Consider the following 13757-nt stretch of genomic DNA (forward strand, 5'->3'; position numbering starts at 1 on the left):
CCGATCGTCCGCCGCTGTCGGGGTGACGCGCGCTGACCGGAAAATGGCTGGACGCCGGGGCTGGCGGCAGTCATGGTCGGCCGATGGATGGTCGGTTTGCCGAAGTGCAGCGGGTGTTCGACGACAATCTGATCAGCGGCACGGACGTGGGTGCGTCGTTCTGTGCCACGGTGGAGGGCGAAACCGTCGTCGATCTGCACGGTGGGTTCGCCGACGAGGCTCGGACGCGGCCTTGGCGGGCGGACACCATTGTGGGGGTCTATTCCACCACCAAGACCATGACTGCGTTGACGGCGCTGCTGGTCGCCGACCGGGGCGAGCTGGATTTCGCGGCGCCGGTCGCCCGCTATTGGCCGGAGTTTGCGGCCGCGGGGAAGGCGCACATCACGGTGGCCCAGCTGATGAGTCATTCGGCGGGTCTGTGTGGGTGGCGCGTGCCGATCACCGCGGCTGACCTGTACGACTGGGAGAAGGTGACGGCGCTGCTGGCGGCGCAGGAGCCGTATTGGAAACCGGGCACAGCGTCCGGCTATCACGCGATGACCCAGGGATATCTGGTCGGTGAGGTGATTCGGCGGATCACCGGGCGGACGGTGGGGACGGTGTTCCGCGAGGAGATCGCGGGGCCGCTGGGCGCCGACTTCCACATCGGTCTGCCGCCGGCGGAGGACTCCCGGGTGGCTGACCTGATTCCGCCGGTGGGGGCGCCGCCGATGGGTGGCGCGGGGGACGGCGAGCTGCAGGTGAACGTGGCGCGCAATCCCGACCTGCGCGTGTCGATCACTCGTACGCGGGCGTGGCGGAGTGCGGAAATCCCGGCGGCTGGGGGGATCGGCAACGCCCGTGCGGTGGCCGAGATCCATGCGATTCTGGCGAACGGCGGTGTCGCGAAAGGCCGGCGGTTCCTGTCCGAGGCGGGGTGCCGACGGGCGCTGGAGCCGCAGGTGGAGGGCGTCGACCTGGTGTTGGGCGTACCCGTGCGCTTCGGGTTGGGGTTTGCTCTGGACTCGGGGTTGCTGCCGCATCCGAACACGCTGTATTGGGGTGGTTATGGCGGCTCGCTGGCCATTGTCGACCTGGATGCCCGTACGACGATCGCCTATGCCATGAACAAGATGTCCGGCACGACGACAGGCGATCCCCGGGCGTTCGGGCTGGCGATGGCCTTCTGGGCGGCCGGCGCGTCCGGTGGGGGGAGCTGACGGGGCGGGGGTATCCGGATATAGTTGCTCCACCGCAAACACTCGATCACCGGGCGGGGATGCCGGCGCATCTGCGCGGACCGCACTGTGGGGAGAAGCAGGTGGACGACGAGGTGCAGCTCTGGCGGTACGAGCTTCGTCGGGACGGCGCCACGTCGACGGTGGAGTTGGCCGGTGAGCTGGACCTGCAATGCGCCGACGAGGTGCGGTTTCTGCTGACTGAGCAGGCCGGGATCCCGGGGGTGTCGACGGTCGTCCTCGATCTCGAGCGGGTGAGTTTTCTCGATTCCACTGTGCTGGGCTGCTTCATCAGCGGCTACTACGCGGCACAGAAGGCCGGCCGGGTGCTCACGATCGTGAACCCGAGCGAGGCGGCACTGCGCGTCCTGCGCATCACGGGGCTGCTGACGCTGCTGGCACCGGCCTGACGGACCGACGCGGCCCGCAGCAGGGGTGACCTGATGCGGACCGCGTTTGATCCTCAAATCCGTAGTGCCGGTCAGCCGACCCGGCCGAGCGTGGAGGCGATCGGCCGCTTGGTCTTCGCGTTGCGGACCACCAGCAGGTAGCGGTCGCCCTTGGCGAGAGTGGCGGACCGGACACCCAGCGACAGCGACTTCGTTGTCACGGTGCGGTTCTGCACCACGGCGGTGCGGGTGGCGGAGTATCGGGCGGCTTTGCTGCGACCAACCTCGTAGAGGGAGACCCGGCAGGGGGACTTCGGGGTGCAACCGGGCGCCCCGGCCCGAACGGTGGTGGTGCGGCCACTCGCTTTCGCCGTGGTGCTGACCGGCTTCAACCGGTTCTTGACCCGGTACGTCGGCACGCTGAACGTGATGTTGTTGACGGTGATCAGCACGCCCTCGGAACGGTCGGCGCTCGCGGTCCAGGGCGTGTACGTGGGGGCATCGTTGGTGCCCGCGCTGCCGGTCCGGGTCGTGCTGAAGAAGTAGGGCGTGTCGGTCGGGAGTACGCCGTACAGGTTGAGCAGGGCGCCGGCCGGCAGGAACGCTTCGATGGTGCCGCGCTGCAGTTCGCCGGACGAGGTCAGGTGCGTGGAGGCCGCTTGGATGTCGAGCAGGGGAGCAGCCGCTGTCCCGCCCGGCTGCAGGTAGCCGGCGAGGGCGTTCTGGGTGGCGAAGACCGCACCGGTCAGCGCCGGGTCCAGGGTGTCGTCGAGGCTGAAGAGCAGGGAGGCACCGAGCCGCTCGCTCTGGGCCTGGGCGATGTCGCAGTTGTTGATGGGGGTGGCGGTGCAGCCGTTAGCCGGCAGCGTGCTCCAATCCACCGCCGGGAGCACGGCCGGACGGAACCGGACGTGCACGGTCGCGTCGTCCTGGCCGAGGTTGTCGGTCCGCCAGTCGAGCAGGTGACCGTTGAGCTGGCTCCAGCGCAGGTTCTTGCCGAGGCTGTTCAGCGCGACCGTCATGTCGACGACCGTGTCCTCGGTGACGGCTGGGGTGGCGGCGGCGGCCCGCTCGGAGCTGAAGTCCCACCCGTTTCCGCCGTCAGCGCCGTAGACGAGGGTGATCGCGACCCGGTTCGGGGTGGCGTAGCAGGTGCCTGGCTGCTCGGGCTGTCCCGCAGGGCAGAGGTTCACCGGTGCCACGACGGCACCGATACCGCCCGGGTCGACCGGCGTCGCCACCGGCTGCCCGCCGCTGAGCACCTCGGTGGTGGTGTCGCCGTTGGTCAGGCTCAGCGAGGTGACGTACGGCCGGGCGGTGAGGCCGCCGGCCAGGTCGGCCCAGCCGCCTTGGTTGCTGCTGTTGCCTTCTGTGCCGTGTGCGGCGTCGAGTTCTGCCTGGGTCTGGATGCCGTCGGACGGCGGCGTGCCCTCGGCGCGGACGGCCGAGGACTGCATCACCGCCAGCGTGCTGCCGGCGAGCAGCGCCGCTGCGCTCATCGTTAGGGCCCTGCGCCGCACACCGCTCATGGAAGCTCCATTTCCCGTATTCACCGGTCGGGCTCACAGGTCGGTCGGGGTGGGTGTGATCTGAGACATCCCGGTCAAAGGTCGGTGGCAGTTCGGGTTCGAGAGTCGTAACTGCGGGCCGCCACGAAGGTGCCTCGGGCCGGCGGTTCCGCCGCGAGGAGAGCGAGCGCCGCCACCTGGTGCTCGGGGTCGACCTTGAGGGCGAGGCTGACATGCGGCACCCAGTGCTGCGGGTCCGGCCACGGGTCAGCGTCGCGCAAAGCCGACCAGCAGCTCCCGTGCAGGTCGTCGAGTGCCGTCGAGGGCGTGACGGATCGGATCAGGGCGCGGCCGAGGAAACGGACCGGGCCGAGCTCGACTGGCAGGGGGAGGGGGATCGACGGCACCCCGGTCAGCGTAGCGGCGGTGATGACCGTCAGATGTGGTCGGTTCGACCGATGCCGGTGGGTGGCGAGGCTCGGCAGGCCGGCGTCGTGGAGGCGATCCCAGAGCTCCCGCACGTGCCGCTCGAGCTGCGGGTCAAGGAGGAGTTCAACGGTGTGCACGGCTCGCCAGGATACGTCGGGACCGGTTCTGACGCCGGCTGTCTCGGCGCGCGCCGCCCGGTGCGGGGAAACGGGTAGGACACAATCCGATACCAACTCACGTTCTGCCCGTCCTGAGTGGTTAGTGTCGCGCCAGCGGTGATCGATCGCCGTCGCTGTGCTTGTTCGTACCCATTGGACGAGGTGAGTGCGTTGCATACATCGAGAAAGATCCGGACGATCGTGGCGGCCAGCGCGGTGGCGGCGCTGGTGATCGGCGCGGCGGGCTGCGCGGACAGCGACCGCGGCGGTGAGGGCAAGGCCGGCACCGGCACCTTCATCTTCGCGGGCGCCGGCGACCCGAAGAACTTCGACCCGATCTTCAACGACGACGGGGAGTCGTTTCGGCCGATCCGGCAGATGTACGACACGCTGATCACCCACAAGGCCGGCACCGCGGAGCTGACTGGCGGCCTGGCGGAGAGCTGGTCCAACGACCCGACCGGCAAGGTCTGGACGTTCAAGCTGCGCCAGGGCGTCAAGTTCCACGACGGCACCGCGTTGGACGCCACGGCGGTCTGCGCAAACTTCGACCGTTGGTACACCATGAAGGGCGAGGCCGCCCAGTCTCAGATGATCTACTACACCGACGTCTTCGGCGGGTTCGCCGGCAGTCCGGACGCGGTCTACGACAACTGCAAGGCGCAGGATGCCGGCACCGCGGTCGTGACGATGACGAAATACAAGGGTGCGTTCCCGGGCGCGTTCACGCTGACCGCGTTCTCCATCGCCAGCCCGACGGCGATGAAGAAGTACGACGCGGACACGGTGACGCAGAACGGCGACTCGTTCTCGTACAGCGCGTTTGCGAACGAGCACCCGACCGGCACCGGCGCGTTCACGTTCGGCGGCTGGAACAAGGCCACCGGCGAGATCATGCTGAACAAGAACCCGGACTACTACGGGGACAAGGCCAAGGTCGACAAGACGATCATCAAGATCATCAAGGACGAGAACACCCGGAAGCAGGAGTTGCGCGCCGGCACGGTGCACGCCATCGACTTCCCGGCCCCGGCCGACCGCAAGGCGCTGTCCGGCGAGGGCTACCAGGTGCTCGACCGGCCCGCCTTCAACATTCTCTACCTGGGCATCAACCAGAAGAACCCCAAGCTCAAGGACCTGCGGGTCCGGCAGGCCATCGCGTACGCGCTGAACCGCGGCCAGCTCGTGCAGACCAAGGGCCCCGGCGGCTCGAAGGTCGCCGACGAGTTCCTGCCGGAATCGGTGCTCGGCTACGCCCCGGACGTCCAGAAGTACGACTACAACGTGGACAAGGCCAAGCAGCTGCTGGCCGAGGCGGGCGCGACCGGCTTGACGCTGAACTTCTACTACCCGACCGAGGTGTCCCGGCCGTACATGCCGAATCCGCAGGAGATCTTCACCGTCCTGGCGAACGACCTGCAGGCCGCCGGCATCAAGGTCAACGGGGTGCCGCGGCCGTGGAACGGCGGCTTCAAGGACGACGTGCAGCAGTTCGGCAAGCACGACCTGCACATCCTCGGCTGGACCGGCGACTACAACGACCCGGGCAACTTCGTCGGCACCTTCTTTGGCCGGGGCAAGGTCGAGTTCGGCGACCAGGCGATGACCGAGATGTTCACCGCCATCGGCAAGGCCGACGCGACCGTCGACCAGGCGGGCAAGAAGGCGGCGTTCGAGCAGGTCAACCGGGATCTCGCCGCCAAGTGGCTGCCGGCCGTTCCGATCTGGCACGCCCCGCCGGCCGTGGTCACCACCAAGAACGTCGAAGGCTTGGTAGCCAGCCCGCTCACCGCGGAGGAGTTCAACACCGTCTCGATCACCAAGTAACGCCGCCGCGGCCCGGACCCGCACCGACGGGTCCGGGTCGTCCGGCGCGAACCTGCGAAGGATGCCTTGATGGTGAGAGTCGTCCTGCGCCGCCTGATCCAGCTGGCCGTCACCCTGATCGCCCTGACGACCCTGGTCTTCTTCTGGCTGCGCAGCCTTCCCGGCGGACCGGTCGACGCGTTGCTGGGCGAACGCGCGACCCCGCAGACCCGCGAGTTGCTGACCCGGGCGCTCGGCTACGACCAGCCGATCTGGGTCCAGTACGGCCGTTTCCTGAAGAACGTCGTGACCGGCAACTTCGGCAACTCCATCCGGACCGGCGAGCCGGTGCTGGACGTGATCGGCCGGGCCTTCCCGGCCACCGTCGAGCTCGCCCTCGCCGCGATCATCATCGCGATCGGGCTGGGCATCCCGCTGGGCTACCTCGCGGCCCGGCACCGCGGGCGGCTGCTCGACAACGCCACCATCATCGTCACCCTGATCGGCATCTCGATTCCGATCTTCTTCCTGGGCTACCTGCTCAAGGACTGGCTGACCCAGGACATTCACCTCTTCCCGCCGTCCGGCCGGGTCTCCACCGGACTGGGCAACACCGACGTGACGGGCTTCTTCGTCCTGGACGGACTGCTGACGCGCGAGTTCGATGCCTCCGCCGACGCCCTGTGGCACCTGGTGCTGCCCGCCTGCACCCTGGCGACGATCCCGCTGGCGATCATCATCCGGATCACCCGGGCCAGCGTGCTCGACGTCCTGGACGAGGACTACATCCGTACGGCCGAGGCGAAGGGGCTGCGCAACCCCACCATCCGCAAACGGCATGTCCTGCGCAACGGGCTGCTGCCGGTGGTCACCACGATCGGCCTGCAAACCGGAGCGTTGCTGGCCGGCGCGGTGCTGACCGAGAAGGTCTACAACTGGGGCGGCCTTGGCACGCTGATCACCGACTCGATCAGCGGCGGCCGTGACTATCCGGTGCTGCAAGCCCTGATCCTGCTCGCCGCTGTCGTCTTCGTCGTGGTCAACCTGCTGGTCGACCTGTCGTACGCGATCATCGACCCGAGGGTGCGTGTGCAGTGAGCCCAACCGGCGGAATCTCGACGCTCGCCGACCACAAGCGCCGCCGCATCGACGAGCTGACCGCGCGGACCGCCGAGGCCGGCGGGGTCAGCCTGATCCGGGACGCTGGCCGTCGACTGCTGCGCAATCCCACCGCCATGGTCGGCGCGGCGATCATCCTGCTGTTCCTGATCATCGCGATCTTCGCGCCGCTGGTGGCGCCGCACGACCCGGTGCAGCGCTTCGGAGAGCTGACCGAGGACCTCACCGTCGACTCGATCCCGGGCGCGACCGCCGGGCATCCCCTTGGCAGCGACCCGCTGGGGCGTGACTTCGCGTCCCGGATGATCTACGGCGCCCGACAGACGCTCTTCGTCGGTGTCCTTGCCACCCTGATCGGTCTGCTGCTCGGGGTGTTGCTCGGCGCGATCGCCGGCGCTTTCGGCGGCTGGGTCGACGTGCTCATCATGCGGATGACCGACGTCATGCTGGCTTTGCCCAGCCTGTTGCTGGCGATCACGCTCGTCGCGCTCGCCAGCCGCTCCACCCAGTGGACGGTGATCATCGCGGTCGCGGTGGTGAACGTGCCGATCTTCGCCCGCCTGCTGCGCGGCTCGATGCTGGCGCAACGGGAAAGCGATCATGTCCTAGCCGCTCGTGCGCTGGGCGTGAAGCGGCGGGACATCGTGCTGCGCCACATGCTGCCGAACTCCCTCACCGCGGTCATCGTGCAGGCGACGCTGACGTTCGCGGTCGCGATCCTCGACGCGGCCGCCCTGTCGTTCCTGGGCCTCGGCGACCCGGACATCAACCGGGCCGAGTGGGGTCTGATGCTCGGCGTCGACGGCGTCCGCTACTTCGAGGTCCGACCGGAGCTGGCCTACTTCCCGGCCCTGGCCATCATCCTCGTGGCCCTCGGCTTCACCCTGCTCGGCGAGAGCATGCGTGAGGCACTCGACCCGAAGAACCGGCGGTGAGCTGTCATGCCTCTGCTCGACGTCCGTGAGCTGTCGGTCGTCTTCCAGCGCAAGGGCGCCAGGCCCTTCACCGCGGTCGACGGTGTCAGCTTCGCCGTGGAACCCGGTCAGACCGTCGGCCTGGTCGGCGAATCCGGCTGCGGCAAATCGGTGACCAGCCTGGCGATCATGGGTCTCCTGCCGCGCCGCGGCAACAAGGTCACCGGCGAGGTCCGCTTCGACAACACCGACCTGCTCCGGCTGAGCCCGCGCGACCTGCGAGACCGGCGGGGTCGCGACATCGGCATGATCTTCCAGGATCCGCTGTCCTCGCTGAACCCGGTGATCCCGCTCGGGGTGCAGGTCGCCGAGGTGCTCGAACGCCACCAGGGCCGGACCCGGCAAGCTGCACTGCGGGAAGCGCGTGGGCTGCTCGACGCGGTCGGCATTCCCGACCCGACCCGGCGCCTCAAGGAATTCCCGCACCAACTCTCCGGCGGCATGCGGCAGCGGGCCCTGATCGCCATCGCCCTGGCCTGCAAGCCGCGCCTGCTCATCGCCGACGAGCCCACGACAGCCCTGGACGTGACCATCCAGGCGCAGATCCTCACCCTGCTCAAAGACCTGGTCGATCAGTCGGGTACGGCCCTCGTCATGATCACCCACGACCTCGGGGTGGTGGCCGGACTCTGCGACACCGTCAACGTCCTCTACGCCGGCAAGGTGGTCGAGCGCGCCGGCCGCCACGACCTGTTCGGCGACCCGCGGCACCCGTACACCCATGGGTTGTTGCAGTCCGTGCCTCGGCTGGACGGTGACCGCGGCGGCCGGCTGCACCAGATCCGCGGCTCGGTCAGCGACAACATTCCGTGGCCGGAAGGCTGCGCCTTCGCGCCGCGCTGCGATCGGGTCATCGACGATTGCATCGGCGCGCCGGTCGCCCTGCAGCCCGCCCGCCGGGGCGGCGCGCTGCGCTGCACCAACCCCGTTCCGCAGGAGGTGCCGGCGTGAGCGACGCCCTGGTCGAGATCGACGACCTCAAAGTCCACTTCCCGATCAAGAGCGGACTGCTGTTCGACCGTACGGTCGGCTTCGTCTACGCCGTCGACGGGGTGTCGCTGAAAGTGCGGCGCGGCGAAACCTATGGCCTGGTCGGCGAATCCGGCTGCGGCAAATCGACGCTGGGCCGCGGCCTGCTGCGCCTCGTCGAGCCCACCAGCGGGGGCATCGCCTTCGACGGTACGGACGTCCGCTCACTCAAGGGCGAGCAGCTGCGGCTGTTTCGCCGGCGGATCCAGATGGTGTTTCAGGATCCGATGTCGAGCCTCGATCCGCGGCAGTCAGTGGAGTCACTGCTCGTCGAGGGTCTGAAGGCGCATGGCCTGCACAAGGACAAGGCGGCCATGCGGCAGCGGCTGCGCGCCACCCTGGACTCGGTCGGCCTGCCGGCGTCGGCGCTGCACAAGTACCCGCACGAGTTCTCCGGCGGGCAACGACAGCGGATCGGCATCGCCCGGGCGCTCGTCCTCGGACCCGAACTGATCGTGGCCGACGAGCCGGTCTCCGCGCTCGACGTGTCGATCCAGGCGCAGGTCGTCAACCTGCTCGGCGACCTGCAGGAGTCGCTGGGCCTGACCTACCTGGTGATCGCGCACGACCTCGCCGTCGTCCGGCACATCTCCGACACGATCGGCGTCATGTACCTGGGCGCACTGGTCGAGGAGGCGGACGGCGACCAGTTGTACGAGCGGCCGCTGCACCCGTACACCCGGGCATTGCTGTCGGCCGTGCCCATCCCCGACCCGCGGGTGGAAGACCGGCGGGAGCGACTGCTGCTCGCCGGCGATCTGCCGTCGCCCGCCGCTCCGCCCAGCGGTTGCCGATTCCGCACCCGGTGTCCCTGGTCGCAGAGCCGCTGCGCCGACGCGCGACCGGAACTGCGGGTCTTCGACGATTCGGGGCAGCGGGTGGCGTGTCATTTCGCCGAGGAGATCCTCAGCGGTCAACTGCGCAGGCACGAGGTGCGCGCAGAACTCGTCCGCCCGGATGCGGACCCGGCAGCCGGTGTGGGCGCCGAGCTCATCGCGACCCGGACCGATCTGCCCGCCCCGTAGCCTTACCGCGTGGAGCTGTTGCATACCTCGCGAACCCTGCTGCGGCGCTGGCAGCAGGCGGACCTTGCGGCGTACTTCGAGATCTACTCGCGGTGGGAGATCATGCGGTGGCTCGGTCCGCACCCGCGCCGCGTGGTCGCCGACCTGGACGACGCCCGGCAGCGCTTCGCGCGTCGACAAGCGCGCGAAGCCGGACTGCCGCTGCCCTTCGGGCTGTGGGCGCTCGTGGTGCCCTCGACGGGTGCGGCGCCGCGGGGCACGGTGCTGCTGCTGCCGCTGCACGACGCTGCGGGCCTGACCACCGAAGTGGAGATCGGCTGGAATCTGCATCCCGACCATCAGGGGCGAGGCTTGGTCACGGAGGCGGCCCAGGCTCTTCTGACCGTCGCCGCGCAGGCCGGCCACACCAGCGTGCTGGCCCTGACCGATCAGGACAATATCGCCTCGCAGGCCGTCGCACGCCGGCTCGGCATGCGCGACGAAGGGCGCACCGACCGCTGGTTCGCGACAACGACCCGCCAGTTTCGCTGGTGCAGCCCTTAGCCCCGGCTGAACACGGTGAGGATGTTGCCGTCGGGGTCCTTCAGCCAGGCGACCTCGAGGCCGCCGGTGTCGCCGGAAACGCCGTCCGCGTCCAGGTCGAAGGGCAGGTCGTCGGGGCCCAGGAACGGCACGCCTGCCGCACGGAGGCGGCGAACGGTGGCGTGCACGTCCGACACCCGGAAGCTGGCGACGGGCCAGCTCGCCTGCCCGGCGTCCGACACGTCGGGCAGGAGATAGAGCACCGTCCCGCCGTCCGCCTCCACCACCCAGCCGCCGGGCGTCTCCCGACCTACGAGCCCGAGTGACCCCTCATAGAAGGCGCGGGCGCGGGCAAGATCGGTCACGGCGATGACGGGTCCGACATGCATCCGTTGATGATGGCAGCACTCAGCGTGATTCGCCCGCCGACCAGAGCGCGCGGCGTGGCGCTGACGGACAACATCCCTAGCTGTCAGCGGCGGCCGGCGGCGAGGGTGACGAGGAACTGGCCGCCGCCGGCGTCGACGGTCGCGGTGACGGCGAGGCCCGGAGCCAGCCGGGAAAAGCGGTCGACGAGCCAGTCCGCGGTCGCCTGTGCATCCTTCTTGCTCGGACAGCGGGCGACCAGCTCCCGACCGCCCTTGCGGTCCAGGCGCTCAGCGACGGTGATCAGGGGCGCCGGCTCGATGACATGGAGGTGGTCCGGCCAGGCGATGACGACCTTGACCGCGCCCTTGCGGGTATTGCAGGCCCTGTGGGCGAGCCGCTCGGTGACCTTGGCTTTCCGGTCGGCGGTGCGGCTGTCCACGCTGGGGCCACGGGGGTCGTTCACCGACATGTCGGCGTCGACCGGCTCGTCGCACACCCAGCATCGCCAACCATCTCGCTTCGCCACGTCCTCGAGCAGACTCATGCGGACAACCTAGCCGGTCGACTCCGACGCAGCCCGCTTAGCCGTTGAGCAGGCGTTGCACGATGGCGACCACCTTGTCGATCGAGGTTTCCTGCGCGGGGCCGCAGTCCTCCATGACCGCTGTCGTCGATGCGGTGCTGATCTCGTACTCGAAACCGTCGCTGCACACGGCCGACGACTTCTCCCGTCGGGGGAAGTCCGGCGCGGTCAGGAGTCGGCGCAGCTCGGACATGGTGGCGGCGGGCAGGGTGGTCCGGGTGGTCTGCTGACCGTCGCGGGTCACGAGTGTGGTGCCGTCCGCCTTGATGGCGACGCGGTCGTTGACGCCGGCGAACCCGCCTCGGCGGGAGACGGTGAGCGGAAATACTCCCGCTGCGGGTGGTGGCTCCGGTGCGGTCGTCGATTCCGTCGGGGGCCGGGTCGGGTCGGTGGTCGCCGGGGCCGCGGAGGTCGTCGTCGGTGACGGCGCCGCCGCGGACGTCGGTGTCGTGGGTGGCTGCGCAGCCGGGGTAGTGGGTTGGTTGCCGCAGGCACCGACGCTGCCGAGCAGCAGGGCCGCCGCCACCAGCACCGAGGTTCGTGACTTTCGCATCATGCTCCCATCGTCCTCCGAGGGGCGGGGGAGGGAGACCGGCGGTCCGGCCCCCCTCCGTGCTCACCCTCAGGCCGGGGCGTTCCAGCCGAGGACCGCGTCGCCCGAGCCGGCGTAGGACACGATCCGGTAGCGGTACGAGGCCGCCGAGCCGGTGTACGTGATGGACTCGCGGGACGTGTCGCCCGTCGACCGGGCGACAGCGGTCCACCGGCCGCCGACGTTCTTGTCGAGGTACAGGTCGAAGTCGGCCGTGGCGGGTCCAGACAGGCAAGCGGTGTGCCGGCCCGCGCCCGCCGTGAACGGTTCGGTGACGGCGGTCTTGCCGGCCGCGACCGCACCGCTGTCGTGCGATGAGTAGCCCGCCTGACAGGCGCCCGTGGGAGCCTGCGTCGGGGTTGCGGTCGGGGTTGCGGTCGGGGTGGGTGCCGGGCCGCCGCTGGTGCAGGCGGTCTCGCCCGCGCCGGCCGGAACACTGACGGCGTCCCATGCCGCCTTCACCGTGGCGCACTCGGTGCCGGTGCCGAACAGCTGAGCGGCGGCCGCGACTGAAGCCGCGCGCGCCTTCGCATGGGTCCAGCCGCTGGTCTTGCGCATCAGCGTAGCCATGTAGATCTTGCCGGCCTTCTCGATGCCGAGGCCCGTCACCGAGCTGTTGTTGCAGGTCGGGCTCGCGGGCTGGCCGTTGGTCGGCCGGGAGCCCTCGGCCAGCAGATAGAACCAGTGGTTCTGCGGGCCGGCGGCGGCGTGCACCTCGGTGCTGGGGATGCTGCTGGAGAAGCAGTTCGGGTCCCCGAGCTTCGACGGGTCGGCCATGTTGCGGATCGGCCCGTCCCCGGCGAGATTCGCCAACTCGCCGACGGTGTAATCGCCCGGGTCGGCAGGGTTGCGGGCGTAGAACTCGGTCAGAGCGCCGAAGATGTCCCCGGTGGACTCGTTCAGTCCGCCGGCCTCGTTGCCGCCGCTGGAGCCGCCGGGCGTGAACTGGTTGATGGCGTGACCGAACTCGTGCCCGAGCACGTCGATGCTGTTGAGCAGCCGGCGACCATCGGAGGAGCGGCCGATCTCGACCCGTGAGCCGTTCCAGAAGGCGTTGACGTCGTCGAGGCCCTGCCGGATCGGGAAGGCTCGGCCGTTACCGTCGATGCCGTCGCGGCCCAGCCAGTCGCGGAGCATGTTCCACTCCTGGGCCACGACATACATCGCGTCCACGCAGCCGGTCACCAGGTCGGTGGCGGTTCCGGTGCCCCAGGAATCGGTGGTGCTGCTGAAGGCGGCGCCGTTCTGCCCGCCACATTGCAGCCCCGGACGCTGCGGGTCGCTCATCGTGAACCGGCCACCGGAGCCCTGCGTGCCGATGGTGACCGTGCCGTAGTACGCGCCCCGGCCGGTCGCGTCGAGAACGTCGTCACGGGTCAGGTCGGCCAGCACCTTGCCGGTGCCGGCGTCCACGAACACGTGCAGGTTGCTGGGCGCCGTGCCGTGCTCGGTGCGCTTCGTGCCGGCGACCACCACCTCGTACGCCAGGATGCCTGCGCCCTGCGCCACCACCGTCAACGTGGGCTTGCTCGCCGAGGTGACCTTGACCAGTTGCTTGCGGGCAGTCTTCGTTGCGGCGCTCGGGGAGATCCGGGCCTCGGTGCCGGTCGACAGGGCCTGGTCCTGCGCCACGTAACTGCTGAGCACCGTTCCGGCGGTGTCGGTGACCACGACCGCATCGCCCCCCTGGACGGGAAGACCGCGGTAGGTGCGCTCGTACGCGACGTATTGCAGGCCGTGCTGGCTGACGACCTGGCGTTTGACGAGTTCGTCGTGCGTACCCTTGAAGAAGTTCTTGGGTTTCTGCGCCACCAGGGACGACGCCGAGGTGGTGGCGCGGGCGGTGGCGACGGTCGTCGGCACCGGTTCGGCGGGCCGTGCCGCAGCAGTGGTGGTGGCGTTGCCTTGCGGCATGGTGAGGGCGAGGGAACCGGCGACGGTGACGGCCGCCAGTCCGGTCGCCACCGCGACTTTGTGTTTCAACGGTGCTCCTTGCGCGAAGGAATCGCGGCGCTGAAGGCCGGGCGTCCCCGT

14 protein-coding genes are annotated in these 13757 nt (G+C 69.4%); 8 read left to right on the forward strand and 6 right to left on the reverse strand.

The features are described from left to right. Positions 1–83: 83 nt before the first annotated feature. On the forward strand, positions 84–1202 hold the full coding sequence (locus tag ACIA1L_RS30030) for a serine hydrolase domain-containing protein (protein WP_396076383.1): 1119 nt from the start codon (positions 84–86) through the stop codon (positions 1200–1202). A 101-nt stretch (positions 1203–1303) separates the two neighbouring features. Then, complete coding sequence (locus tag ACIA1L_RS30035) at positions 1304–1630, forward strand: STAS domain-containing protein (RefSeq protein WP_396076384.1); 327 nt, start codon at positions 1304–1306, stop codon at positions 1628–1630. 71 nt (positions 1631–1701) lie between these two features. Here the strand turns inward: ACIA1L_RS30035 and ACIA1L_RS30040 are convergent, their stop codons facing one another. Continuing rightward, positions 1702–3108 (reverse strand): hypothetical protein, encoded by a 1407-nt coding sequence (locus ACIA1L_RS30040; protein ID WP_396076385.1) that lies wholly within the window; start codon positions 3106–3108, stop codon positions 1702–1704. Between the two features lie 104 nt (positions 3109–3212). Continuing rightward, positions 3213–3683, reverse strand: coding sequence for a 2'-5' RNA ligase family protein (locus ACIA1L_RS30045; protein ID WP_396076386.1), 471 nt, complete (start codon positions 3681–3683; stop codon positions 3213–3215). 192 nt (positions 3684–3875) lie between these two features. Here ACIA1L_RS30045 and ACIA1L_RS30050 point away from each other — a divergent pair, with 192 nt between their 5' ends. From ACIA1L_RS30050 to ACIA1L_RS30075, 6 genes are all read left to right on the forward strand, one after another. Further along, positions 3876–5531, forward strand: coding sequence for an ABC transporter substrate-binding protein (locus ACIA1L_RS30050; protein WP_396076387.1), 1656 nt, complete (start codon positions 3876–3878; stop codon positions 5529–5531). A 69-nt stretch (positions 5532–5600) separates the two neighbouring features. Beyond that, positions 5601–6608: an ABC transporter permease gene (locus ACIA1L_RS30055; RefSeq protein ID WP_396076388.1), complete on the forward strand. Its 1008-nt coding sequence runs from the start codon at positions 5601–5603 to the stop codon at positions 6606–6608. Positions 6609–6622: 14 nt separating this feature from the next. Further along, positions 6623–7564, forward strand: a complete 942-nt coding sequence (locus tag ACIA1L_RS30060; protein ID WP_396076442.1) for an ABC transporter permease — start codon at positions 6623–6625, stop codon at positions 7562–7564. 6 nt (positions 7565–7570) lie between these two features. Beyond that, the gene (locus tag ACIA1L_RS30065; RefSeq protein WP_396076389.1) at positions 7571–8554 is read left to right on the forward strand and encodes an ABC transporter ATP-binding protein; all 984 of its coding nucleotides are present in this window, start codon (positions 7571–7573) and stop codon (positions 8552–8554) included. Further along, entirely contained in the window at positions 8551–9657 is a 1107-nt protein-coding gene (locus ACIA1L_RS30070; protein ID WP_396076390.1) for an ABC transporter ATP-binding protein, read from the forward strand. The genes ACIA1L_RS30065 and ACIA1L_RS30070 overlap by 4 nt, the downstream gene beginning before the upstream one ends. Before the next feature lie 9 nt (positions 9658–9666). Next, on the forward strand, positions 9667–10200 hold the full coding sequence (locus tag ACIA1L_RS30075; RefSeq protein WP_396076391.1) for a GNAT family N-acetyltransferase: 534 nt from the start codon (positions 9667–9669) through the stop codon (positions 10198–10200). Here ACIA1L_RS30075 and ACIA1L_RS30080 read toward each other — a convergent pair. The 4 genes from ACIA1L_RS30080 to ACIA1L_RS30095 form a co-directional block, all read right to left on the reverse strand. After that, positions 10197–10568: a VOC family protein gene (locus ACIA1L_RS30080; protein ID WP_396076392.1), complete on the reverse strand. Its 372-nt coding sequence runs from the start codon at positions 10566–10568 to the stop codon at positions 10197–10199. The genes ACIA1L_RS30075 and ACIA1L_RS30080 overlap by 4 nt on opposite strands. Before the next feature lie 83 nt (positions 10569–10651). Then, positions 10652–11092: a hypothetical protein gene (locus tag ACIA1L_RS30085; RefSeq protein WP_396076393.1), complete on the reverse strand. Its 441-nt coding sequence runs from the start codon at positions 11090–11092 to the stop codon at positions 10652–10654. Between the two features lie 37 nt (positions 11093–11129). Next, a complete protein-coding gene (locus tag ACIA1L_RS30090) occupies positions 11130–11687 on the reverse strand; it encodes a hypothetical protein (RefSeq protein WP_396076394.1) in 558 nt (185 codons plus the stop codon). 66 nt (positions 11688–11753) lie between these two features. Then, positions 11754–13706: a M4 family metallopeptidase gene (locus ACIA1L_RS30095; RefSeq protein WP_396076395.1), complete on the reverse strand. Its 1953-nt coding sequence runs from the start codon at positions 13704–13706 to the stop codon at positions 11754–11756. Positions 13707–13757 lie beyond the last annotated feature (51 nt).

The sequence above is a fragment of the Actinoplanes sp. NPDC051859 genome (genome assembly GCF_044452725.1).
Classification (GTDB): domain Bacteria; phylum Actinomycetota; class Actinomycetes; order Mycobacteriales; family Micromonosporaceae; genus Actinoplanes.